The 24,661-nt window shown below is 46.9% G+C and carries 19 protein-coding genes; 4 read left to right on the top strand and 15 right to left on the bottom strand.

Annotation, left to right across the window (positions count from 1 at the left end; genetic code table 11):
* Positions 1–26 precede the first annotated feature (26 nt).
* The 4 genes from ACFFJH_RS09815 to ACFFJH_RS09800 all read right to left on the bottom strand — a co-directional run bounded on the left by ACFFJH_RS09815 (position 27) and on the right by ACFFJH_RS09800 (position 4,242).
* The gene (locus ACFFJH_RS09815) at positions 27–929 is read right to left on the bottom strand and encodes an aldo/keto reductase (protein WP_390212015.1); all 903 of its coding nucleotides are present in this window, start codon (positions 927–929) and stop codon (positions 27–29) included.
* 18 nt (positions 930–947) lie between these two features.
* The gene (locus ACFFJH_RS09810) at positions 948–1,595 is read right to left on the bottom strand and encodes a DsbA family protein (protein WP_390212014.1); all 648 of its coding nucleotides are present in this window, start codon (positions 1,593–1,595) and stop codon (positions 948–950) included.
* Positions 1,596–1,656: 61 nt separating this feature from the next.
* Complete coding sequence (locus ACFFJH_RS09805; RefSeq protein WP_390212012.1) at positions 1,657–2,772, bottom strand: anhydro-N-acetylmuramic acid kinase; 1,116 nt, start codon at positions 2,770–2,772, stop codon at positions 1,657–1,659.
* Positions 2,773–2,838: 66 nt separating this feature from the next.
* Complete coding sequence (locus ACFFJH_RS09800) at positions 2,839–4,242, bottom strand: M23 family metallopeptidase (protein ID WP_390212010.1); 1,404 nt, start codon at positions 4,240–4,242, stop codon at positions 2,839–2,841.
* A 296-nt stretch (positions 4,243–4,538) separates the two neighbouring features.
* Here ACFFJH_RS09800 and tyrS point away from each other — a divergent pair, with 296 nt between their 5' ends.
* The 3 genes from tyrS to ACFFJH_RS09785 are packed head-to-tail and all read left to right on the top strand — an operon-like array spanning position 4,539 to position 6,907.
* On the top strand, positions 4,539–5,798 hold the full coding sequence (gene tyrS, locus ACFFJH_RS09795) for a tyrosine--tRNA ligase (RefSeq protein ID WP_390212009.1): 1,260 nt from the start codon (positions 4,539–4,541) through the stop codon (positions 5,796–5,798).
* Positions 5,795–6,250, top strand: a complete 456-nt coding sequence (dtd, locus tag ACFFJH_RS09790) for a D-aminoacyl-tRNA deacylase (protein ID WP_390212007.1) — start codon at positions 5,795–5,797, stop codon at positions 6,248–6,250. The genes tyrS and dtd overlap by 4 nt, the downstream gene beginning before the upstream one ends.
* A 3-nt stretch (positions 6,251–6,253) precedes the next feature.
* The gene (locus tag ACFFJH_RS09785) at positions 6,254–6,907 is read left to right on the top strand and encodes a histidine phosphatase family protein (protein WP_390212005.1); all 654 of its coding nucleotides are present in this window, start codon (positions 6,254–6,256) and stop codon (positions 6,905–6,907) included.
* 241 nt (positions 6,908–7,148) lie between these two features.
* On the opposite strand, the gene ACFFJH_RS09780 is transcribed toward ACFFJH_RS09785, so the two are convergent.
* From ACFFJH_RS09780 to ACFFJH_RS09730, 11 genes are all read right to left on the bottom strand, one after another.
* Positions 7,149–8,498 (bottom strand): amidohydrolase, encoded by a 1,350-nt coding sequence (locus tag ACFFJH_RS09780; RefSeq protein WP_390212003.1) that lies wholly within the window; start codon positions 8,496–8,498, stop codon positions 7,149–7,151.
* A 167-nt stretch (positions 8,499–8,665) separates the two neighbouring features.
* A complete protein-coding gene (locus ACFFJH_RS09775; protein WP_390212001.1) occupies positions 8,666–11,056 on the bottom strand; it encodes a GH92 family glycosyl hydrolase in 2,391 nt (796 codons plus the stop codon).
* A 29-nt stretch (positions 11,057–11,085) separates the two neighbouring features.
* Positions 11,086–12,072, bottom strand: coding sequence for a LacI family DNA-binding transcriptional regulator (locus ACFFJH_RS09770; protein ID WP_390211999.1), 987 nt, complete (start codon positions 12,070–12,072; stop codon positions 11,086–11,088).
* 407 nt (positions 12,073–12,479) lie between these two features.
* Entirely contained in the window at positions 12,480–13,355 is an 876-nt protein-coding gene (locus ACFFJH_RS09765) for a response regulator (RefSeq protein ID WP_390211998.1), read from the bottom strand.
* A gap of 153 nt (positions 13,356–13,508) precedes the next feature.
* Positions 13,509–14,153, bottom strand: coding sequence for a thiamine phosphate synthase (gene thiE / locus ACFFJH_RS09760; RefSeq protein WP_390211996.1), 645 nt, complete (start codon positions 14,151–14,153; stop codon positions 13,509–13,511).
* Positions 14,154–14,209: 56 nt separating this feature from the next.
* Positions 14,210–14,995 carry a bifunctional hydroxymethylpyrimidine kinase/phosphomethylpyrimidine kinase gene (thiD, locus tag ACFFJH_RS09755; RefSeq protein WP_390211993.1) on the bottom strand — a complete coding sequence of 262 codons (786 nt, stop codon included), beginning with the start codon at positions 14,993–14,995 and terminating at the stop codon, positions 14,210–14,212.
* An 11-nt stretch (positions 14,996–15,006) separates the two neighbouring features.
* Complete coding sequence (locus ACFFJH_RS09750) at positions 15,007–15,801, bottom strand: thiazole synthase (RefSeq protein WP_390211991.1); 795 nt, start codon at positions 15,799–15,801, stop codon at positions 15,007–15,009.
* 163 nt (positions 15,802–15,964) lie between these two features.
* Complete coding sequence (locus ACFFJH_RS09745; protein WP_390211989.1) at positions 15,965–16,336, bottom strand: endonuclease domain-containing protein; 372 nt, start codon at positions 16,334–16,336, stop codon at positions 15,965–15,967.
* Positions 16,337–16,341: 5 nt separating this feature from the next.
* The gene (thiS, locus tag ACFFJH_RS09740; RefSeq protein WP_390211988.1) at positions 16,342–16,554 is read right to left on the bottom strand and encodes a sulfur carrier protein ThiS; all 213 of its coding nucleotides are present in this window, start codon (positions 16,552–16,554) and stop codon (positions 16,342–16,344) included.
* 8 nt (positions 16,555–16,562) lie between these two features.
* On the bottom strand, positions 16,563–18,476 hold the full coding sequence (thiC, locus tag ACFFJH_RS09735) for a phosphomethylpyrimidine synthase ThiC (protein WP_390211987.1): 1,914 nt from the start codon (positions 18,474–18,476) through the stop codon (positions 16,563–16,565).
* Between the two features lie 441 nt (positions 18,477–18,917).
* Positions 18,918–21,083, bottom strand: a complete 2,166-nt coding sequence (locus tag ACFFJH_RS09730; RefSeq protein ID WP_390211985.1) for a tetratricopeptide repeat-containing diguanylate cyclase — start codon at positions 21,081–21,083, stop codon at positions 18,918–18,920.
* A 627-nt stretch (positions 21,084–21,710) separates the two neighbouring features.
* Here ACFFJH_RS09730 and ACFFJH_RS09725 point away from each other — a divergent pair.
* Positions 21,711–24,530: a valine--tRNA ligase gene (locus tag ACFFJH_RS09725; RefSeq protein ID WP_390211983.1), complete on the top strand. Its 2,820-nt coding sequence runs from the start codon at positions 21,711–21,713 to the stop codon at positions 24,528–24,530.
* Positions 24,531–24,661: the final 131 nt, after the last annotated feature.

Raw genomic sequence — 24,661 nt, 5'->3', positions numbered from 1 at the left:
AATTAACTGAAGGATACTGACGAATATTAGGGAATATCGAAGCCTTTAGCCGCACGCCACAGATCGAACCAATGTTCACGCGACAAACGCAATTGCGCTGCTTGTATCGCCTCCTCTAAAACCGAAACCCGACTCGATCCCGTCAATACCAGTGGCCGACTAGGGAGATTCAACAGCCACGCCAACGCCACGCAAGAACTACTGACATCGAGTTGTTGTGCGATGTCCTCGAGACAGACTCGAATCGCCTGTGCATTTTCACCTGCATCACTAAACAATGCACCACCAGCCAGCGCCGACCAAATCATAGGAGCGATACGCAAGCGCTGGCATAAATCAAAGCTACCATCGTAGATAGGTGCCATTTGCATTAAGGAGCATTCCACTTGATTGGTCACCAATGGATAACGAGAATGGAGCAATTCAAACTGAGCGTTAGTAAAATTCGACACACCAAAATATTTCACTTTGCCACTGGCATGCAATTGGCTAAATGCCTCAGCTATTTCATCTGCGTCCATCAGAGGATCAGGCCTATGAATCAACAATAAATCAATAGCGTCGATTTGCATACTGCGCAAAGAGTTCTCCGCAGACGCAATAATATGTTGTGCAGTTGTGTTATAAATATGCGAGGTTTGCGCTGGACGCAGCGCCGCTGGAAACTGTATACCGCATTTGGTCACGATCTGAAATTGCTGACTTAGGCCCGGCGCATATGCGAATGCTTCACCCAACAAAGTCTCACTAGTATAGTCACCATAGATATCAGCCTGATCTATGGTGGTAATACCTAAGTCTAAAGCGGCTTGCAAAAACGCCACGCGTTGTGCGGGACTCATTTGCCACGAGGATAGACGCCATAAACCAAGTACGATCCGAGAGAACTCTGGGCCATTGGGCGCGATTTGCAAACGTGGACTTTTCATATAACTCGATTCAAATAGTTAGGTAGGCAGTTGTTGGTAAGCTTCTTGCAAATTTTCAAGCTTGGTATACCCAGAAGTCAACATATGCAAGCCATCATTTTTCACTGCCAATAATACCGGATAGCCGCGCACGCCCCAGCGCTGTACTTGTTCAAAATGCTGTCGCGTCTCGTCACGGGTTGGCGGCGCAGTCAACACTTCGTGAAAACTTTCAGAATCAAAACTATCTGAGTCATCAAATGCATTCAAAGCTTGACTAGCAATTTTCGCCAACACTTTTTCGTCGGTAACATCCCGCGCCTCGGCATAAAAGGCATGTTGCAGAGCTTGGAACACGTCGAGTATTGCCAACGATGGCATATCGTCAGCCAAAATTTTTGCTGTGACTACCGCACGACATACCGGCTCAGTATCATAAATAAAACCTGTGCGATTCATGCCCGTCATATCAAAAGGCAAGCCACTTACTTGCTGTACTTTATGCCAGTGTTCCAAAATCATTTCTCGCTGCCCATCGTCCATCACCTGGCGGTTATATGCACGCAAGCCACCTACGATAATGTCTAGTTCAGCATTTGCCTGCGTTTGCAAAAATCGTCTTAACTCTGCACTAAATCCATAGCACCATGAACACATAGGATCGGCTATATAAACAAATTTACTCATAAAATAACTTATAAAAAATTTAGAAATAGGAGCAATCTCACAATATGAAATCGCCATTAAGTTAAGCTGGATACAAGGCACCCAAAATACGCTCACCTGCGGCCCCAGTTACCTCACTCAAATTACCCGCGAGCCGCAACTGAAAACGTTGTGCTAACCAAGCAAATGCCAATGCCTCGACATGATTCGCTGCGATTCCCAGACTATCAGTACTACTTAGATGAATCTCACCCAACAGGGCTTGTAACGAACGCATTAGCTTTACATTGTAAGCACCGCCACCACACACATAGACCGCTTCACATTGCGGTGCATAAAGTTGAATCGCGTCAACGATGGTCTGCGCCGTGAAGGCACACAAACTTGCCTGCACATCGACTGCACTGATGTCGGGAAATGTCACTAATTTATCCATCAACCAGCTTAAATGAAATAGATCGCGCCCTGTGCTTTTCGGCGGTATTTTTTGCAGATAGGTTTCACTGCATAAGCTGGCTAAAAAGGCAGTATGTATCTGGCCCTGCTCTGCCCAACTTCCGCCCTCATCATATGCAAGACCTTGATGCTGGTGTATCCACCCATCCATCAATACATTACCCGGACCGGTATCAAAACCTGTGGTGCGGCCATCTGCATGCAAGATACTGATATTGCTGATACCGCCTATATTCACCACCACACTGCAACGCCCAGGTTGCCCAAACATCGCTCTATGAAATGCGGGAACCAAAGGAGCACCGTGCCCACCTGCCGCAATATCACGACTACGAAAATCTGCAATCACATCTATGCCCGTCAACTCCGCCAACAAAGCTGGATTATTTGTCTGGCGAGTAAATCCCAAGTCCGGTCTATGCCTTATCGTTTGGCCGTGAACGCCTATCGCTCGCACTTGTCGCGCATCGCAATTAGTTGCAGCCAACAATGTCGCAACACAATCGGCGTAGCTACGCGCCAAGGCGTTGGCCAACAAGGCCTCACGTTCAATTTCATTAGTACCTGCTTGTTGCAAAGCCAATGCTTGTTGTTTAAGCTCAGGCGAAAAACTTTGATGCGCGCTAGCGAGTAACTGCAAAGCCTCGCCACCATGCTCGGGAAAATTAACCAGTACGCCATCAACACCATCTAAGCTAGTCCCGGACATCAGTCCTATAAAAGTGGAAGTATTTTTTTCCATATTTCTCAGTATAAGAATAAAAAAGCCGAACTAGGTTCGGCTGATTTTAATGGTGTCATGTGATCCTTAGCGTGCCGCAATGCGTGCGGGGCTAGTTGCTGAATTACGTTCCGGACGTAACAAATCAAAACGGTGCGACATTTCGGCAGCCACTACTTTAAAACGCGGTAACTCATGAGCAGCCAATGCGGCAGCGCTTTGTACGCTGATCGTATTCGGATCACGTGGCTCATTATTGACTCGGAACTCATAATGCAAATGTGGACCAGTAGACCATCCAGTAGAACCTACATAACCGATCACTTGACCTTGCGTCACGCGGGTGCCCTTGCGAGAGCCCGGCGCAAAGCGACTCATATGTGCGTAGGCGGTGCTGTAGCCATTCCAATGTTTGATGATCACCATATTGCCGTAACCACCTTGTGGACCTGCATGTTCTATCGTGCCATCTGCTGATGCACGAATCGGTGTACCACTGACTGCGGCAAAGTCGATACCTGTATGACGTTTCCACTTACCAGAAATAGGATGAACACGCATCGCAAATCCCGAAGAGACACGAGAGAATTCCAGCGGAGATTTCAAAAAGGCTTTTTTCAAAGACTTACCGTCGAAGCTGTAATAACCGCCTTCGCCCGCGCCTTCATCAAACCAAACTGCTTGAAATAATTTATCGGAATTTTTAAATTCACCGGACAACAGACGACCGGTTTTTACCATCTCACCGTTCTGCCAAAAAGTTTCGTACACCACGTTAAAGTAATCACCGCGCTGCAATTTGCGGAAATCGATATTGGTCTCAAACATCTTCACGATTTGGTCTGCCACGGGCGCTGGGATCAAGGCTTTATCAGTCGCCACGAACAAAGAAGATTGAATATCGCCAGAACGCATTTCTATACGGCGTTCTAATTGTTCGACGATTTCAGTGGCCTTAAAAGTATTGTGCTCATCGCGTGATACCAACAAAGTCTTGCCACCTTTATCGCCACCATCCAGACCCACGCGCAACCATTCTAAAGTACCTTCGTCCGTGGTTTTCACCCGAATCGATTTACCAGCACGCGCCTGTAATACATTACGCGCGGTAGGGTCAGATTTTAAAAAATTGGTCGCATTGACATCATCAACACCAAGACGTTGCATTAAAGAAGCCAAGGTGTCGCCACGTTGAATTTTTTCTTCTTTAACGAAATGCTGTTGTTGCAAGACGATCTGAGAGATTTGCTCATCTAAAGATGGCAATACCAACTCTTGCGTGATCGTTTTGACAGGTAAATTAGAAGCGTCGGGCGCTAAAGGTGCTACACCTACCGCGCCGACTGCGCATACTGCGAAAAATAAAGCGGAAAAAGAAATCACACGTGATGCGCGCATACCACGCACGTTAGCGATACTTTCTTTGACTATTGATTGGGCTTTAACTTTCGTAGTTGCAGCTAGATGACGGAAATTATCGGATAATCGCATGCAATAAGTTAAAATTGATGTTTCGCTGACAGATTCTGCAATCTGGCACCAAACAGAGTGTTTGAAAACCCATTTCTTTTATTTTTTTTATTATCTCGAAGTGGGGCGAAAATTAGTCGCCTGATTGTAAAGCAAATGGCGAATAATGCAAGCTGACGATTATGCGAGGAGCACATTTTTTTCGCTAGTGCTGTTACAAAACTTTTTGATTTATATCGGATTTCACTCACTTATTTAGTCATTCATTTCGCCTACATATTAGTAAACCTATTTAGCAAACTTAATTAAATATCATCATGACTTCGCCACAACACAATGACAAAGCGCCAGGCGCGACGACTCTTTTGCCCCTATCCGATGCAGTGCAGCATGCATTAGCCGTCACAAAACGTGGTGTGGATGAACTTTTAATTGAATCCGAATTCGCCCAAAAACTGGCGCGTAGTGAAAAAGCCGGCAAACCCTTACGCATTAAATTAGGACTTGATCCTACAGCGCCTGATCTACATCTAGGCCACACCGTTGTCCTCAACAAAATGCGTCAATTGCAGGACTTGGGACACACTGTCATTTTCCTGATCGGCGATTTCACTTCTATGATTGGTGATCCGTCTGGCCGCAACGCCACTCGCCCCCCATTAACACGCGAACAAATCGAAGCCAATGCTCAAACGTATTTCAAGCAGGCTTCTTTGGTATTAGATGCCAGCAAAACGGAAATTCGCTACAACTCGGAATGGTGCGATCCGCTAGGCTCACGCGGTTTAATTCAATTGTCGTCTAAATACACGGTCGCACGCATGATGGAGCGCGACGATTTCACTAAACGCTTTAAAGCCGGTACACCGATTTCTGTACATGAATTTTTATACCCACTAATGCAAGGTTACGACTCAGTCGCATTACACTCCGATCTGGAGCTCGGCGGTACCGATCAAAAATTTAACTTGCTGGTCGGACGCGAACTGCAAAAAGATTATGGACAAGAGCCGCAATGTATTCTGACCATGCCATTGTTAGAAGGCCTGGATGGCGTCGAAAAGATGTCCAAGTCTAAGAACAATTACATCGCGATTACTGAGCCAGCCAACACCATGTTTGCCAAAGTCATGAGCATTTCAGATGAAATGATGTGGCGTTACTATGATTTGCTGTCGTTCTGCTCTTTGGAACAAATTGCGCAGTATAAGAAATCGGTCGCAGAAGGACAAAATCCGCGCGACATCAAAGTCGCTATCGCGCAAGAAATCGTCACTCGTTTCCATAATAAGCAAGCAGCAGAAGATGCTTTAGCGGATTTTGTGAATCGCTCTAAAGGTGGCATCCCAGATGACATCGCGGAAATCAGCTTGAGTGGAGCTCCCGTCGGTATCGCACAATTATTAAAACAAGCTAATCTGTGCGCCTCCACCTCTGAAGCCATGCGTATGGTCGATCAAGGCGGTGTGCGTATTGATGGCGCAGTGATCAGCGATAAACAATTGCAAATTCAAGCCGGCACCGTGGTACTGCAAGTAGGGAAGCGTAAATTTGCCAAAGTCACGTTGACAGCATGATCGCTTTATTACAGAGAGTTCGCCATGCCAGTGTGGTTGTCGATGGTGCAACCATAGGCGCTATCCAAGCTGGCCTGATGGTCTTGGTCTGTGCCGAACGCCAAGACACTGAAAAAGACGCTGAGCATTTATTAACAAAATTGCTCAGCTATCGCGTGTTCTCCGATGATGCGGGCAAGATGAATCGCAGTGTCACGGACGTGCAAGGCGGTTTACTATTAGTGCCGCAATTCACCTTGGCGGCCGACACGCAATCCGGCACACGCCCTTCATTCACACCCGCCGCGCCACCTGAATTGGGCAAGCAACTATTTGATTATTTTGTCGCGCAAGCTCGCAGTAAACATAGCGTGGTCGAGACGGGACAGTTCGGCGCAGACATGCAAGTCTCACTCACCAATGATGGCCCAGTGACCTTTTGGTTACAAACCAAATCCAAAGCTGAAAAATAAGCCGTGACCGAGATTCTATTAATACGCCATGGTGAAACTGCCTGGAATGCTGTGCGCAAATTGCAAGGGCATTTGGATATTCCACTCAATGCAGAAGGCCGGCGTCAAGCCAAAGCATTAGCCGCAGAATTGCAGCAAGAAAAGCTGGCTGCGATTATCTCCAGCGACTTACAACGCGCCATACAAACCGCTGGTGAAATCGCTAGACTACAAGGCTTACCAACGCGCATTGATGCAGATTTGCGCGAACGTTGCTTTGGTGATTTTGAAGGCAAGTTGTATAGCGAGTTACCTGAAATCTATCCCGAAGCCTATGCACACTGGCGTCTACGCGACCCTGATTTTCATTTTCCACCAAAAGCCGATGGCAGCGAGAATGTCGGCGAAAGCATACGAGAATTTCAGCAGCGAACCATCAACTGCGTAGTGCATTATGCAGAACAGTACGCGGGTCAAAAAATCGCCATTGTCGCGCACGGCGGCGTGCTCGAATGCGCTTATCGTGCGTCGATGAATCTCCCCTTAAACGCCGAGCGCACAATTACGATTTTCAACGCGAGTATTAATCGTTTTACTTACCAAGACGGACGACTGTCACTGCTCAGTTGGGGCGATATTGAACATTTGGGTGATGCGATGTTGGATGAAGTTAATTAGTTTCCCAAAAAATTTCTTACTCAAATCCCAACTATTACGCTACCTGCTCAAAACGCTACTATGTGAATAGTGCCGTTCAGTCAAACTCAAAAAGTCGAGAGGTCATCCCTGCGAAGAGTGTCTCTAGGCTTTTACGACGCTAGATTCGCGCCTTCGCGGGAATGACAATACGTGGTGCAACGCTTAACTGAACGAAATTAGCTCAATGTGATGACTGCTCTTATCTTCAAAATCGATGAGACTATTTCTTCATCAAATCCAACAAAGCAATCACAGTCGCCTCCACCCCAGCGCGCACCGCTGGCTCAGGTGTAATTTTAAAAATCGGACTGTGGTGCCCCGGCACTGCGGTACCGCCTTTTTTCTCATTTTCAAAATCTTCTTTGGGCGTACCGCCTATGGAGAAATACACACTTGGAATGTAGGGGTCACTAACGAAGAATGGAAAGTCTTCTGCGCCCATGCCGTCGCGCATTTTCGGACTTGCAAAAGCGTCTTTACCTAGCTTTTCTGTCCATACTTTTTTCAAGCGCTGCGTCAAAGGAATATCATTGAGTGTTGGTGGTGTCGGTGTATCTACCTCAGTCACTTCTGGTAATAAATTTTCTGGTAAGCCGGCTGCCCGTCCGGTATTGATGGCGACTCGTTTAATCGCGGCAAGTAATAAAGCACGTGTCTCTTTGCTCTCGCTACGCACACTTAATTGTAGTTTTGCCTGATCTGAAATGATGTTGGATTTGGTACCAGAATGGAAGGAACCAACGGTAATCACAGCGGGTTCACGCGGCGCGACTTCGCGTGTCACGATAGTTTGCAGCGCCATCACAATTTGCGCACCGATCACCACAGGATCTTTACCTAGGTGGGGATAAGCACCATGCGTACCTATGCCATGAACGACTATCTCAACAGTATCGACTCCCGAATAAGGTGAGCCTTCTTCAGCAGTAATCTTACCGGCTTCCGAACCAGAATCGACGTGAAAAGCGAGTGCGTATTTAGGCTGACCAAAGCGTTTCCAGATTTGGTCTTTCATCATCAATGCGGCACCACCGACACGCTCTTCGGCAGGTTGACCAACTAGCATCAAAGTTCCCGACCATTGATTTTTACGCGCTGCCATTTGCACTGCTGTACCAACTAGACTGGTGATGTGAACGTCGTGACCGCAAGCATGCATGACGTTTTGCAATTTACCGTCGGGATCTTTTTGCTGCACTTTCGAGGCATACGGCAGACCGGATTTTTCTTCCAATGGCAAACCATCCATGTCAGCACGCATCATCACCAAAGGGCCGGGGCCGTTTTTGAGGATTGCCACGACGCCGGTTTTACCAACGCCTTCGGTTACTTCAAAACCTGCTGCACGCAACTCTTTTGCCAGTCGCGCCGAGGTGTTGACTTCCATGAAGGACAGCTCTGGGTTTTGATGAAAATACTCAAATAGAGGTTTGAGCTGAGCGTTGTAGTTTTTGGCGATCGCCAATTTTAATTCAGAATCTGCAGCCATCGCCGCGTCGCTACATACGGCGCCACTCAATAAAAGAAAGCCAGATGCAATACTGGTTGCTAACAAGGCTTTTACTAACATAGTTCATCTCCAGAAAGATATGCGCAATATGCATAAGAAAAAAGCGAGAAAATAAATCCAAAATTCTCTCGCTTAGCCAAAACACCATAACGCATATTCTCCAGCACAACAAGGCAAGTGTCGCTTGCCTTCCTAAACTTCAAGTAAAAATATCAATTCAAGCTAGCTCACTGATACTGAGTTTGTGTATAAGGACGTGCTTCTTTACTGCTTCCCCACTTCTTATTCGGTTGTGCTTGCATAGTAAAGATCAATTCACCACCGGCCGTAATCTGCTCATGCGTCAAATAATTTTTTTCTAAAGTTTTACCGTTCAACATAACACTCGCAACATACTGATTGGCCTTACTCAAATGATCCGCACGTATCGTGAATTTTTTTCCATTAGGTAAATTCAATACCGTCTTATCCAAAAATGGGCGTCCGATGATGTATTCATTACTGCCAGGCGCGACCGGATAAAAACCAAAGCTAGTAAATGCCAACCATGCCGACATTTGTCCTAGGTCATCATTACCAGACAAACCATCAGGCTTTGCTTGATATTGACTATCAACGATTTGCTGTAAACGTTGTTGCGTCTTCCAAGGTGCACCAAAATAATTGTAGAGATACGCGACATGATGTGAGGGCTCGTTACCGTGCGCATAGTGGCCTATTAGTCCCGAAATATCTTCCATATGCGCATACACTTTTTCATCGACTTTCGCATCGAAGACCTGATCAATCTTGGACGTTGCTGCCGCATCACCACCTAACATAGAGATCAAACCGGCGTTATCGTGCGGCATATACCAAGAATATTGCCAAGCGCTACCTTCGGTATAATCGCTACCAAAGTTTGATACAGTTGGGTCGAAAGGAACACGGAATTCACCATTCGATTTACGGGCACGGATGAAGCCTGTTTGGGTATCGAACACATTGCGATAATATTGAGCGCGTGTGTAAAATTTCTTCGCGATATCCGCTTTACCCATTTTCTCTGCCATACGGGCAATCGTCCAATCATCGAAGGCATACTCTACCGTTTTAGATGCTGCTTCTGGCTCTAGGTCGGTCGGAACATAGCCGAATTTCATATAGTGCTGTAAGCCGCCATAAGGACCGTATTCCGCGCTCTTGACCATCGCATTCAAAGCGGCTTCGGCGTCAAAACCTTTGATCCCCTTCATATACGCATCGGCGATCACCGGCACTGCGTGATAACCGATCATGCACCAAGTTTCTAAACCATGAAACTGCCACACTGGCAAAATACCGTCAGGACTAAATTGCTGAGATGCCATCAACGATTTTATAAAATCCGCATTACGTGCCTCAGGTTGAATTAAAGTCAGCAATGGATGTAAAGCACGATAGGTATCCCACAAGGAGAAAGTAGAATGAAAACGAAAGCCATCGGCTTGATGCACCTGATTATCGGGGCCGCGATAACGTCCATCTATATCCATGAACAAGCTCGGGCCCATCATGCTGTGGTAAAGCGCGGTGTAAGCCATGGTGCGCATCTCAGGTTTAGCTTCTATGCTGACCGCTGATAAAGCCTCATTCCATGCTTGACTGGATTTACTGCGTTCGGCGGCAAAATCCCAATCTTTCATTTCACTCAAATTGGCAATCGCACCTTCTTCACTGACGGCGGAAATCGCAACTTTCACCATCAAGGTCTGGTCATCAGGCGTGCCAAAATCAAAGGCAGCAACAATCGCTTTACCTTCAATTTTTACTTTATCTTTGGCACCTGCACCAGGGCCGGCGAAGCCACGATATTCGACTGCGTCTTCGCGATTATGAATTTCTCTACTCGCAAAAGGTCGGGAAAATTGCATTGCGAAATATACTTGCCGCCCAGCCGCCCAACCACGAGTTTCACGCATTCCAGTAACTAAAGTGTTACTGCGTACTCGTAAGTTAGACCACAGATTTTTTGTTTTGTAATCATAGATACTGCTACGCAGATCGACGATCAATTTTGCTTCTGAATTCTTTGCAAAACGATAGCGATGCAGCCCCACGCGTTCGCTAGCAGTCAACTCCACATCAATATCATGATCTAATAATTTCACCGCATAATAGCCAGGTTCCGCTTGTTCCTGTTTGTGGCTAAAACGTGAGCGATATCCGCTATACGTACGCTCAGGATAGCCAGGTTCTAATTTGGTCTCACCACTGTATGGCATCAACAAGACATCGCCTAAATCTGAATGTCCAGTACCAGAAAAATGCGTATGGGAAAAACCAAGTATGGAGTCATCTTCATAACGATAACCCGCCGCCCAAGGGTAGCTCTGTTTGAAGTGGCGCACTTGCGTATCGGGACTTAATTGCACCATGCCAAACGGCCTTGTTGCACCAGGAAAGGTATGGCCATCGCCGCCCGTTCCTATGAACACATTGACCGCTGCGGCTGGACTATTTTTGTCAGCAGCATGCGTCTCACTGATGGCAATTCCAGACAGCATAAGCACGGCAAACAAGCTAGCAGCCAATCCCCAACTGGAAATTTTCCTCGTTGAATTAGGGTTCAAATTAACTTCGGGCAAATATATTGTCATAAGCTTCTTTTCCTATTTATGAATCAAGATCACAACTCATCAGTGCTACTTTCACGCACCATCAATTGCACAGCGAGTATTTTTTCCACCACTTCATCTTGCGTTTTTCGTAATAGTATTTCTACGCCTTCTGCACCTAGAGCTTCTTTATCAACATGGATGCTACTCAGAGGAGGATTGGCACGTGGCGCGGCACTGATATCATCGAAGCCAATAATGGCGATATCATGTGGCACTTTTAGACCCGCTTCTAAACAAGTTTGCATGGCGGTCAGTGCGGTACTGTCGTTGTAACAAAACACTGCATCGGGTGGCTGCGTCATGGCCAGCAAACTCAGCATGGCTCGTTTGACACTGGCCTCTTCATTGGCATGATGGGGAATCGCAATTTCCAAAGCCGGATTGGCCAGTATCTTGGCGTCATACAAGGCTTTACGAAAACCGTGTACGCGCTCTTGTATGCTGTAGTGCGCACTAGGCCCGCTCAACATCGCAATCCGCTTGCGCCCTACCTTGATCAAATGGCGCGTCGCTAAGTAGCCGCCTAATCGATTATCTGGATTGATCGACGTGTAGCCAGGCAATTGCATGTCAACTAGCACCATAGGCTTGCCCGAGGCACGGATCGCGTGCAGTAATTCAGGTTCGAAAAATCCTGCGCACAAAATCGCATCAGGCTGATGCACACGAATTTGCTCCATGACCGGCTCAGCCGGGCCAACTGCGACAAAAGATAGGGCAATCCCTTCTTCTCTGCAGGCCGCTTCTGCACCGTGAAGTACGGGAGAGAAAAAAGGACTACTAGACAAAGTATTGTGCTGTCGATGCAGCAAAAAAGCGATGCGTCGTATGCGACCTGATTTTAATTTGGACAAGTCATAGCCCATTTCACGCGCCGTATCAAATACGCGAGTGCGAGTGACTTCGGTCAAACCACCTTGATTCTTCAAGGCGCGCGAAATTGTGCCCAAGGACAAGCCAGTCGCTTTTGCTAAATCACGGATAGTGACACTCATAGGCGGTTTCTAAAATCAAGAACGTTCTAGGGAATTTTAAATTTCTAGAGAGTTTAATAAACAAGATCATGCACAGATAAAGGCTGAGCAACTCGATCTCACTCAAGGCAGTACGCAGCAATGATCGAATAAATCAGCCAACAGGCCAGCAAAATACAGCACGAACTGATATTAAACTGAGACTAAAATTAAGGTCAATTGATGTAGCTATTGATGACAATGTTTATCTGGTTTAGTAAACAAAATAGACTGCGGACAAAAAAATAAGGAGCACGAACCGAAGTTCTGGTGCTCCTTACTTGATTTAAGTTGACTGCTTGATTTGCTTGCTACTTTTACTTACCTACTTATTTGCTTACTTACTTGCTTACCTGCTTAATTGTTCACTCTCACAACGAACAAAATCTTCATATTTTGCCACTATCCCGCGCACTAGGTAAAAATTTCGCGATCGTCGCGAGCAAATCATCTTCACCCACTGGCTTACTTAAAAATGCATCACAACCAGACCAATTAGCACGCAATTTATCGATAATGGAAGATTTACTGGTCAACATCACCACCGCGGACTGCTTGGTATTAGGGTTGGACTTAATCTTTTTACAGACCTCGTAACCATCAATTCCCGGCATCATGATGTCGAGAAAAATACAGTTATAGGGTTTATCAGCGGCCTTAGCGATAGCTTTTTCCACGGCCTGCTCGCCCGTCTCAGCAAAGTCCACGTCGAACTGAAACGGCGATAATTTAATCCGCATAAAAGCACGTACGGTGGCACTATCGTCAACCACCAATACGGTTTCACGAGCAGGCGCTTCCACCACCTCCTGTTGTACGACTAGCTTTTGATCAGACGAACGTCGTAAGGTCGCACCATCCCAGCCGTCATTATTTGAATTACGCAGACTTCTTTCACGCAAAGCGCGCTGCATCTCTGCATCAAGATTTTCAAATAGACGCATCCAATGGATAGGCTTGCTGACAAAAGGCCAAGCTGTCTCTACCGGTATCCGCCCTATCACCACCGCGGGTGACAGCGCATTTGGGCCACCGACGTCAGCCTTCTGCAATTCGTTTAAAGCATCTGGGTTGTCAGCATTAATTAAATAAATATCAGTTCTAGATTCGCCTTCGATAGGTTCGACGTAGGACATTTCACGCCGACCTGTAAGACGAAAAGTCGATGCCAGCATATTTTTTTCTGCATCTGAAAAACCGCGCATTTCTAAAACAAAACGACGACTGCTATTCGCAGCAGGCGCCATGGGAGTCGCTTGAGTCATCTGGTAACCTGAGTTTGATTTTGACAATCAGTGCCCAAATCATACAATAAAGCAGACAAAAAATAAGAAAAAACCAAGCAAAACAGCTGTGTAAACTAAGCGAATTAGTTAGAGTCTCGGCTTTTGCGTTCTTTACACAACAGGAGACACTTGCTAGGCAGTTGACTGTTGAAATAGGGCAATGAATTCCTTGCAGATATATTCTGGATCAGCGGCGTTATACACGCTGCTAATTGCCGCCACCATATCAGCACCACCCTGTACTAAAGGTCGCGCTAAATCCACCGTCATTCCACCAATCACCACAATAGGCAAGCGAATATCATGCTTTGCGGCAGCAATAATATCAGGTGATGTAGTTACCGGATATTGCTTAACTTGTGAAGGATAAAATCCACCAAATGCCACATAACTCGCGCCTTGTTCTTGAGCCGCATGCGCTAGCCGTAAGTCGCCATAACACGAGGCCCCAACGATTTTTCGATCACCGACTAATGCGCGTGCTTGCGCCACCGAAATATCCGTACCTCCCACATGCACACCCTCGGCACCAATGTCCAGACACAAATACACATGATCGTTAATAATCAAAGGCACTTGAAAGCGCCGACATAATTCATGCAGTGCTTTGGCTTGCGTCAAGCGCAATTCTTTCGATGCGGTTTTATGTCGATATTGGAGAAGACTAACGCCTGCTTGCAAGGCACTTTCTGTCACCGCTAACAGACGATCTGTATCGTCCCAATTGGGCGTGACCAAATATAATCCACGTATTTCGTTTTGCACGACATTTTCCATTCACATTCCTCATCTGTAATTTATCCAGATCACCCCAACTCCCCTCCAACTAAGGCTTAACGCTGCGGAATTAACTGACCTGCTGCAATTGAATAAGCCTTTTGCAAGCACAGCTGGGTGTACAGCTGCGCGGCATATAAACTTTTTTCCATGGTATGCCCACATGCCAATTGCCCAGCGATTGCTGCCGCCAAGGTACAACCACTACCGTGAAATTCTCCCTCTAAGCGCGGCCAATTCCAGCTTATTTCTGATAGCTGCTTGCTTTGTCGAAACCAGCGATTGCAAACGTGCTCATCGCTAGCATGCCCACCTTTCAATAAAACATTTTGGCAATGCCCCCCCAACAAAGAAACTGCTTGCTGTGTCGCAGTTAATCCGTGCGGAGCCAATCGTTTTACTTCGGGCAAATTAGGCGTAATCAAAGTCGCGACTTCCACTAACGGTTTCAATGCAAGCACAGCATCATCCAAACCCAGAGCCTGTCCATGGCCACTACTCAAAACTGGATCTAACACCACGGCTAAATCGGGATTACTTGCCTGCAATTCAGCAATCAAGGAGGCAATTGCGCGTGCGTTCTGCGCGCTACCTGCAATACCTAACTTCAGCACTTTCACAGTAAAATTTTTGATCAAACTCCGTGCTTGCGCCACCACAATCTCTGAATCCACCGGGTACACGGCATACACCTGATTATTATCTTGCACCGTCAAACTCGTAATGACGGTCAACGCATGCGCACCCTGCGCAGCGATCGCTTCAATATCCGCTTGAATACCCGCACCACCGCTGGGATCATGACCCGCAAACACCAACACGCAAGGACGTTGTGCAGTCAACGCAGACTCTCTCACGCGATCCGACCTGCCATCGGAGAAGACGGTGATGCTGCAAATTTTTTCGCAATGCGCCCCGCCAAAAATGCTTCGCGCCCCGCTTCGACTGCCAATCCCATCGCACGTGCCATGCGTATAGGATCACGAGCGCCAGCAATCGCCGTATTCATCAACACACCATCACAACCAAGCTCCATCGCAATCGCAGCATCGGAAGCAGTACCAACGCCCGCATCGACGATGATAGGTACCTTGGCCTGCTCGATGATCAAAGACAGATTCCATGGATTTAAGATGCCCATACCGGAACCGATCAAGGAAGCAAGTGGCATCACCGCGACACAACCGATGTCTTCCAACATACGCGCTTGGATAGGATCGTCACTGCAATACACCATCACATCAAAGCCGTCTTTCACCAGCACTTTGGCAGCTTCTAAAGTTTCTGGCATATTCGGGAATAAGGTTTTTTCGTCACCCAAGACTTCCAGCTTACACAACTTGTGCCCGCCCAATAATTCTCGACCAAGCTGCAAAGTATAGATTGCGTCTTTCGCGTTATAGCAACCTGCTGTGTTTGGCAAAATGGTGTACTTCGACATCGGTACCACGTCGAGCAGACTCGGTGCGTTCGGATCTTGACCGATGTTCACACGACGGATTGCGACCGTAATAATTTCTGCGCCGCTCGCTTCTGTGGCGAATTTGGTTTGTTCTAGGTCTTTGTATTTTCCACTGCCGACTAAGAGGCGTGAGCTGTAACTTTTGCCTGCAATAGTCAGGCTGTCTGATTTTGTTTCTGTTGTCATGGTTTTTTCCTGATTAATTTTTTCTCATTCCTCTGACTGAAACCCATCCCCATCCCAGCCTTCCCCTTGAAGGGGAAGGAGTATTCCGGTTCTAAATAAATATTTAGCGCGATTAACATCCCCTCCCCTTCAAGGGGAGGGCTAGGGTGGGGATGGGTTTCCCTTAAGGTCTCTCAAATTCTTTTTTCCTCAACTGCAGCTGCCGATAAATCTCTTCCACCACGCTACCTAACTCTTCAATCACCTGATTATTCCAAAATCGAAGAACAACATAATCCGCATCATTTAAACACTTCGTCCTATATTCATCATAAGTCTGCGCATTCATGTGCTGCGAGCCATCTAACTCAACAACCAACTTCAACTCCAAACACACAAAATCCAAAATGTAATTCAAGAACGGATGCTGCCATCGCAATTTCACGCCTAATTGTTCGCCGCGCAAACGTAACCACAACAGGCGTTCAACATCAGTCATTGTCTTGCGTAGCCCACGAGCATTCTCAGCAATTTGCGGATTGGAAAAATTCCGCATAACAGCTAACCTCCACCAATCGCCCGCACCACATCCACCTGATCACCAGCTTGTAGAGTATGTTGCTGCCACTGCGCACGACGTATAACTTGACGATTCACAGCGACAGCGATGGCTTGATTGCCTAATTGCAGCTCAATAATCAAACTATGCAAATCCGTTGCTGACGACAACACACGTGGTTCGCCATTGAGCTGAATTTCCATCGCAATTTTCATGGTCACACCTAAGATTTTTTATAGATTTCAGCGCCGGACTTGACGAATTCGATCGCTTTGACTTCCATGCCTTGCTTCAAGGCTTCGATCTCACTGATGCCTTGGGTTGCGGCATAATCACGCACTTCTTGTGTAATCTTCATAGAGCAAAAATGTGGCCCGCACATAGAGCAAAAGTGCGCAACCTTAGCGGAGTCTTTCGGCAAGGTTTCATCATGAAATTCGCGTGCTTTGTCAGGGTCTAAACCGATGTTGAATTGATCTTCCCAACGGAATTCAAAACGTGCTTTCGACAAAGCGTTATCACGAATTTGTGCGCCTGGATGTCCTTTCGCCAGATCCGCTGCATGGGCGGCAATTTTGTAAGTAATGATGCCGTCTTTGACATCGACTTTATTGGGCAAACCCAAATGTTCTTTCGGTGTGACGTAGCACAGCATCGCGGTGCCATACCAGCCGATTTGCGCGGCACCAATACCTGATGTGATGTGATCGTAACCGGGCGCGATATCCGTGGTTAGTGGACCTAAGGTATAGAACGGCGCTTCATGGCATTGCTCTAATTGCAGATCCATATTTTCTTTGATCAAATGCATGGGCACATGACCTGGGCCTTCTATCATTACCTGTACGTCGTGCTTCCACGCGATTTGTGTGAGTTCGCCCAACGTTTTTAATTCACCGAGTTGTGCTTCATCATTAGCATCGTAAATCGAACCTGGGCGCAAGCCATCACCGAGTGAGAAAGACACATCGTACGCTTTCATAATCTCGCAAATCTCTTCGAAATGCTCGTACAAGAAACTCTCTTTATGATGCGCGAGACACCACTTCGCCATAATTGAGCCGCCACGAGAAACGATGCCCGTCATACGCTTCGCTGTCATCGGCACGTACTGCAAGCGAACACCCGCATGAATCGTAAAATAATCTACCCCTTGCTCGGCTTGTTCGATCAAAGTGTCGCGGAAAATTTCCCAGGTCAGGTCTTCGGCTTTACCGTTCACTTTTTCCAGCGCCTGATAGATAGGCACGGTACCAATCGGCACTGGGGAATTACGGATAATCCATTCACGTGTTTCGTGTATGTGTTTGCCAGTTGAGAGATCCATCACATTGTCGCCACCCCAACGGATTGCCCAGGTCATTTTTTCAACTTCTTCACCGATGGAAGAAGTTACGGCAGAGTTGCCGATATTCGCATTGATTTTGACTAGGAAATTACGACCAATAATCATCGGTTCGACTTCGGGATGATTAATATTCGCGGGAATAATTGCGCGACCGCGCGCGATTTCATCACGTACAAATTCAGGCGTAATCTGCGCTGGAATCGCTGCGCCAAAAGATTGACCAGGATGCTGACGTCCCATCATTGCCGCCAGCTTCTCACCCATAGGACCAGAGTTTTTCAAATTCTCCAGATACTCTTGGCGGCGCATGTTTTCGCGTATCGCAACAAACTCCATCTCTGGTGTAACGATACCTTGTCGCGCGTAGTGCATTTGTGTGACATTTTTTCCTTGCAGTGCGCGACGAGGTTTGCGTTGTAGGTTGAAACGCAATTCATGCAACTTAGTTTCATGCAAACGCTCTATGCCGTATGCGGAACTTGGACCAGCTAATTCTTCCGTATCATTTCTTTCGGCAATCCACGCACCGCGCACCGAAGCTAAGCCCGAACGAATATCAATTTTCACCTCAGGATCAGTGTAAGGACCTGAGGTATCGTAAACGTAAATCGGTGGATTTTTTTCAGCGCCAAACATTGCTGGCGTATCCGCTTGCGAAATTTCGCGCATAGGAACGCGGATATCAGGACGACTGCCTGTCACATAAATTTTGCGGGAATTCGGTAATGCTTGAATAGCGGCTTCGTCCACCTTAGCGGTTGCGGACAAGAATTGTGGGTTGGCGTTCATTTGGCTCCTTTGCTTTATTGATGGCGCGGAGCCAGCAAAGGAGTTTCCAAGTTGGGTGATGGCGCACCTTCTATACAGTTGAAGTGGCATCACGGCTTTGGCTGCTTCCCTTCGCTGGCATTATCCAGATCAGGTTCAAGGGTATTTCTCACCCGACAAACGAACATCTCTAAAATCCAATTTTGGAGCGCATTGCGTTGTTGCAAATACTCGCAATACTGACGTATTGCTGTGTTTTGCGCCTAGCACTGCATCCCCAAAATAGGATTTGTAGAGGTGTCCAAGTTAAACTTGTCAGGACCCCTAGCGTTTTACATCTTACTTAAATACTTCTTACTGCTTCAGTATTCCTACAATTCCGTCAAATCAGGAATTGCCGGCGCATTATAGCGGTGAATTTTCAAAAAAAATACCCTTATAAAAAATATTAATTTGATCGTTTTACGCCACTAATGGCTCTTGCACTGGCCCAAGGACTTCAATGACTTCCACCATGTTTTCTTTAATTGCCGCAGCCAAATCATGCGTTAAAGTAGGAATTGCCTCTTCATGACTCACCAACAATCGCGACAAACCATAGGCACGATTACGGCCATGTGTTTTACCCAAGTACAAAGCCATATCGGCGATTTGAAGTGCGCGCTCCCAATCACAAATTTCCTCTGGGACATCTGAGAACGGTACAGAAATAAAACCTGCCGTCACGGTCACAGGTATGCTTATTTCGCTGCTAGTAAATGCGGTCTCACCTACCGCACGCAAGACGCGTTCTACCAAACTGGTAATTTGCTCAGGATTCGACTTAGGAGAAAAAATCAAAAACTCTTCACCACCCCAACGCATCAACATATCTTCATCACGCACCACATTGCGCAGGCGAGTAGCGACTTCTTTCAATACCACATCACCCACCGCATGTCCCCAGGTATCATTGATATGTTTAAAGTGATCGATATCTAACAAAATCATACAGTCAGGGTTGACATAAGCCTCTCGTCGCTCAACATCAACTCTGCCAGGTCGCGCTGCCATCAGTGCAATAAACGAACGGCGATTATGCAAACCGGTCAGTGGATCGCGCACCGCGTGGAACTCCAATTGGAGGTTAACTTCTTGCAGTTGCTCATTCAGTTTCTTACTGCGACGATATAGCACATAAATAAATGCCCCCGCCAATAAGGCAACCAGTGATGCCAAAAGAGCGACTATCTGTTGCAAACGATGATTTTGAATGTCGGCATCTTTTAGCGCGTTATCTTTCGCCAGAATTTCTATCTGTTTTTTTCGATGTTCTGCGTCGAATTGCTCCTGCAAAACAGCCACTGCTTTAGCTCTGTCGGAGCGAAAAATTTCATCGCTAAGTTTCTGCTGCTCACGCACCAAGGCTAAAGCTTCTTTATACATACCAGCATCTTCATACATATGTGAGAATTCACCGAGTATCATTTCAACATCGGTATTAGCGTGTGACTTTTTAAAGAATTCCAAACTCTGATTGACCAGCTCCGCGCCTTGCGCGATCTTACCTTGTCCGCCCAAAGCAAATCCCAAATTCACTTTCGCACCTGCGATTCCCCAGTTATCCTCCAAAGCTTGCGACTTGGCCATCGCATCGCGAGCGTACATTTCCGCTCGCTTAAAATCCTTCTTTATTAAATATTGATCCGCAATATTAAATAACGCTAAAGCCACGGTATAGGGTAAATTTTCTTCCCGACCTATTTTTAAAGCGGATTGATACTCTTTCAAAGCCTCATCATTCCGCTTCAAAACGCTTAATGCAACGCCACGAGAAATAGATATTTCAATGAAAATTTTTGGCGCGATGGTGGCAGAAGAAACGGCTAGTGCTTCGGTCGTCGCATTTAGGGCTTTTTCTGGATCTTTCATTTGCAAATACAAATTTGCAATCGCACTCCAAGTTGACATGCGTGCCTGCACCTGTCGCTTAGGCAGTAACTCAGACAACTTCAACATCTCCAAATATTGCTTGAGTGCTTCATCAAATTTATGCGAAATACTATACAACGAAGCCAAAGTATTTCGATAACGAATCTGCACGCCTATACTGGAGGATTGCAATACGCGCGCTTGCAGTTTATCTAAATGAATAAAGGCTTCTGCCACGCCCGACTTTTCCAAAATCTCAAAACTATCGAAGATATCTATCAGCAACAATGCATCTTGATCGCGCATTTTTTTTGCTAACGCAGTAAACTCATTGACAGTCTCTTTGCTTAGGCTACCTTTGCCTGCATCGTAGTACAAACCACTCAGTAAGCTTAAAGTTTCCAAACGCAACTTTGGATCGGCATCAGCAGGAAGATTTTTTTTGAATTCAATAAGTTGGCGCAGACCTTCGTCGTTGCTCTTATCAGCAGCCGCCTGAATCGCATCGAGGCGTGCCATGCTGGCTTCGTGCTCGCTCTCGGCTTGTGCAGAAAGCATCAGAAACAGCAGTAATCCCAATACAACTATTTGCAACAAAGAATAATGTTTTGTATCACTCGATGCACTCAACTTTTTGTTATCTACACAAAGAGTCAATTTAAATGGATGCCTCATGTGATTCTCACCTTGCCCACGTTGCTCATGTTGCGATTGCATGCACAAAAATTTGCCAAACTAATTAATCAAAGCCTAACGGCCTGTTAGCTTTTGAGTCAATCGTTGCCGACCTAGAGAGACAATCTTTTACATTAGGACAGAACAAGCGTAGCTCTTGTTAAGTCACTTCATGCAGATTATGAACAGAACTTAAGCAGCGCAAAGGCTCTTAACGACCTGCTCGTAGAGTCGATTTTCTTGATGTTTTATTTTTCAATTTTTAGTTTAATTGATGCGCAAACTTCGATCATTTAGCATATCAATCAAAACGTCTCCAAAGCCACACTAATTTTATTGTTGTGCACAGATTGCATATCCTAACATTTCCCCAAAAGCATCATTGCACTTTTTGAAGTGACGATTCGAATATGCTACAGAATTAGAAGAGATACATAATTTGTGCTTGCAAAATCAATATGTCCATGCTGCGGAATCAGCGATTTCAAAGGAAAAACGAGCGACTTCAAATATATTAAACGTAAAAATGCGCTAAATTCACTGCGATATTTTCGAGCAAGTCGCAATGCTCATTTATAATCAAAGGTTTCGCCGAATGGCTGATCTCAGCGCTCACAACACAGAGCACAATCAGTCGCTGGTCTTTAACTTTTATCGTCTGCCACTATCATGGAATTAGCCAAATCTTTTGAACCCGCCAACATCGAATCCTTTTGGCGCACCGAATGGGAAAAACGCGGATACTTCACCGCCACCACCGACGAATCCAAACCATCGTTCAGCATCCAATTGCCACCGCCAAACGTCACTGGCACTTTGCACATGGGCCATGCGTTTAATCAAACGATTATGGACGGCTTGACACGTTACTACCGTATGCGTGGTCATAACACAGCGTGGGTGCCAGGTACCGACCACGCTGGTATCGCAACACAAATCGTAGTCGAACGCCAGCTCGATGCACAGAAAATTTCGCGCCATGATTTGGGCCGTGAAAAGTTCTTAGAAAAAGTCTGGGAATGGAAAGAAAAATCGGGCTCCACGATTACCGGTCAAATGCGCCGCATGGGTGCTTCTGCAGATTGGAAGCGCGAATACTTCACGATGGATGCAGAGCGCTCCAAAGTGGTGACTGAAGTGTTTGTACGCCTGGTCGAACAAGGTTTGATTTATCGCGGCAAACGTTTAGTGAACTGGGACCCAGTATTGGGTACCGCCGTCTCCGATTTGGAAGTTGTGTCAGAAGAAGAAGATGGCTCGATGTGGCGCATACGTTATCCGTTCGCCGATGGCAGCGGTCATTTGACAGTAGCAACAACACGTCCAGAAACTTTGCTCGGTGACGTCGCCGTGGCGGTTGATCCAACTGACGAGCGCTACACGGCCTTCGTTGGCAAGATGTTGAAACTGCCTCTGACGGATCGCGAAATCCCTGTCATCGCTGATAGCTATGTCGACAAAGAATTCGGCACAGGCTGCGTGAAGATCACGCCAGCACATGACTTCAACGATTACGCTGTAGGTCAACGTCACAATCTGCCATTGATCAGTATTCTCACTTTGGATGCCAAAATCAATGACAACGGCCCAGCGGCTTACCAAGGCATGGACCGCTTCGTCGCACGTAAGCAAATGGTGGCGGATCTCGACGCATTAGGTTTGCTCGAATCTGTCAAACCACACAAACTGATGGTGCCACGTGGCGACCGTACCAACGTGGTGATCGAACCGATGTTGACGGATCAATGGTTCATGGCGATGAGCAAACCAGCCCCAGAAGGTACGCACTTCCCAGGCAAATCGATCGCTGAAGTCGCACTCGAAAAAGTCGCGAATGGTGAAGTGAAATTCGTCCCAGAAAACTGGAACACCACGTACAACCAATGGCTGAACAATATTCAAGACTGGTGTATCTCACGCCAATTGTGGTGGGGCCATCAAATCCCAGCATGGTATGGCGATAACGGTGAAGTCTTCGTGGCGCGCAATGAAGCAGAAGCGAAAGAAAAAGCCGCAGCCGCTGGTTACACGGGCGCATTGAATCGCGACAACGACGTGCTCGATACTTGGTTCTCTTCTGCACTCGTGCCATTCTCGACCATGGGCTGGCCAGAATTGACCGTCGATAGCAAACTGTTCTTGCCATCTTCCGTCTTGGTGACTGGTTTCGACATCATCTTCTTCTGGGTTGCGCGTATGGTCATGATGACGGCGCACTTCACGGGTAAAGTGCCTTTCCACACCGTCTACGTGCATGGATTGGTACGCGATTCCAGCGGCCAAAAAATGTCGAAGTCGAAAGGCAATACACTCGACCCTATCGACCTCATTGATGGCATCAGTGTTGATGATCTCGCAGCGAAGCGTACGCAAGGCTTGATGAATCCAAAACAAGCGGCCAGCATCGACAAAGCCACACGCAAAGAATTCGCCGACGGCATCCCTGCGTACGGCACAGACGCTTTGCGTTTTACGATGGCGAGCTACGCTTCTCTCGGTCGCAACATCAACTTCGACTTAGGTCGTTGCGAAGGTTATCGCAACTTCTGCAATAAATTGTGGAATGCGACCCGCTTCGTATTGATGAATACCGAAGGCAAAGATTGCGGCTTCACCGGCACCGCAACTGACAATGATTTAGCGTACTCGCAAGCCGACAAGTGGATCATCTCCACCTTGCAACGCGTTGAAGCTGAAATCGAAAAAGGTTTCGCCGACTACCGTTTCGATAACATCGCATCCGCCATCTATAAGTTCGTGTGGGATGAATACTGCGACTGGTATTTGGAAGTCGCCAAAGTGCAAGTACAACAAGGCACAGAAGCACAGCAACGCGCAACACGTCGCACATTATTGCGCGTGTTAGAGGTAACACTGCGTATGGCGCACCCAGTGATCCCATTCGTAACCGAAGCCTTGTGGCAAACCGTGGCACCATTGGCAGGCAAAACGCTGAAAGCCGAAGGCGATTCCATCATGATGCAAGCCAACCCATTGGCGAATCTTGATGCCATCGACGAAGCCGCCGAAAGCTGGATGACAGGCCTCAAAGCTGCAACCGACGCATGCCGTAACTTGCGCGGTGAAATGCAATTGTCTCCAGCAGTACGTGTACCTTTATTGCTGCAACCAGCCAACGCGGCTGACAAAGCACGCATGGAAAGCTACGCACCTTACATGGCAGCCTTGGCGAAGTTGTCAGAAGTGCAGATCATCGACACCCTGCCAGATTCACCAGCCCCAGTTTCCATCGTCGGTGAAACCAAGCTGATGTTGAAAGTAGAAATCGATGTCGCAGCAGAACGCGAACGCCTGTCGAAAGAGATGGCAAAACTCGAAGCCGAAATCAACAAAGCACAAGCCAAACTCAGCAATGAAAGTTTTGTGGCACGTGCTCCGGCAGCGGTTGTCGAGCAAGAGAAAGAACGGGTTGCGGGATTTTCTGCGACTTTGAGTAAGATGCAGGAGTCTTTTGCTAAGTTGGGGTGATTTGGCTTTTCGGTTAGGTTGTAAATGCAAAAAGCGCTTCGAGGTTTGAAGTGCTTTTTTGTTGCGGGAGTGGTGGAACTATCAGATGTGGCGAGAACGATTGAATTCGAAAGCGATAAAGACAGAAAGCT

The sequence above is a fragment of the Affinundibacterium danionis genome (genome assembly GCF_042432465.1).
In the GTDB taxonomy this organism is placed as follows: Bacteria; Pseudomonadota; Gammaproteobacteria; order Burkholderiales; family Burkholderiaceae_D; genus Undibacterium; species Undibacterium danionis.
This window is presented reverse-complemented; position numbering and strand designations above follow the sequence as displayed.

Excerpts from the sequence above, each read along its gene's own strand:
- ACFFJH_RS09815 (WP_390212015.1), bottom strand. The coding sequence starts at position 929 with ATGAAAAGTCCACGTTTGCAAATCGCGCCCAATGGCCCAGAGTTCTCT.
- ACFFJH_RS09810 (WP_390212014.1), bottom strand. The coding sequence starts at position 1,595 with ATGAGTAAATTTGTTTATATAGCCGATCCTATGTGTTCATGGTGCTAT.
- ACFFJH_RS09805 (WP_390212012.1), bottom strand. The coding sequence starts at position 2,772 with ATGGAAAAAAATACTTCCACTTTTATAGGACTGATGTCCGGGACTAGC.
- ACFFJH_RS09800 (WP_390212010.1), bottom strand. The coding sequence starts at position 4,242 with ATGCGATTATCCGATAATTTCCGTCATCTAGCTGCAACTACGAAAGTT.
- tyrS (WP_390212009.1), top strand. The coding sequence starts at position 4,539 with ATGACTTCGCCACAACACAATGACAAAGCGCCAGGCGCGACGACTCTT.
- dtd (WP_390212007.1), top strand. The coding sequence starts at position 5,795 with ATGATCGCTTTATTACAGAGAGTTCGCCATGCCAGTGTGGTTGTCGAT.
- ACFFJH_RS09780 (WP_390212003.1), bottom strand. The coding sequence starts at position 8,498 with ATGTTAGTAAAAGCCTTGTTAGCAACCAGTATTGCATCTGGCTTTCTT.
- ACFFJH_RS09775 (WP_390212001.1), bottom strand. The coding sequence starts at position 11,056 with ATGACAATATATTTGCCCGAAGTTAATTTGAACCCTAATTCAACGAGG.
- ACFFJH_RS09770 (WP_390211999.1), bottom strand. The coding sequence starts at position 12,072 with ATGAGTGTCACTATCCGTGATTTAGCAAAAGCGACTGGCTTGTCCTTG.
- ACFFJH_RS09765 (WP_390211998.1), bottom strand. The coding sequence starts at position 13,355 with ATGACTCAAGCGACTCCCATGGCGCCTGCTGCGAATAGCAGTCGTCGT.
- thiE (WP_390211996.1), bottom strand. The coding sequence starts at position 14,153 with ATGGAAAATGTCGTGCAAAACGAAATACGTGGATTATATTTGGTCACG.
- ACFFJH_RS09750 (WP_390211991.1), bottom strand. The coding sequence starts at position 15,801 with ATGACAACAGAAACAAAATCAGACAGCCTGACTATTGCAGGCAAAAGT.
- ACFFJH_RS09745 (WP_390211989.1), bottom strand. The coding sequence starts at position 16,336 with ATGCGGAATTTTTCCAATCCGCAAATTGCTGAGAATGCTCGTGGGCTA.
- thiS (WP_390211988.1), bottom strand. The coding sequence starts at position 16,554 with ATGAAAATTGCGATGGAAATTCAGCTCAATGGCGAACCACGTGTGTTG.
- thiC (WP_390211987.1), bottom strand. The coding sequence starts at position 18,476 with ATGAACGCCAACCCACAATTCTTGTCCGCAACCGCTAAGGTGGACGAA.
- ACFFJH_RS09730 (WP_390211985.1), bottom strand. The coding sequence starts at position 21,083 with ATGCAATCGCAACATGAGCAACGTGGGCAAGGTGAGAATCACATGAGG.
- ACFFJH_RS09725 (WP_390211983.1), top strand. The coding sequence starts at position 21,711 with ATGGAATTAGCCAAATCTTTTGAACCCGCCAACATCGAATCCTTTTGG.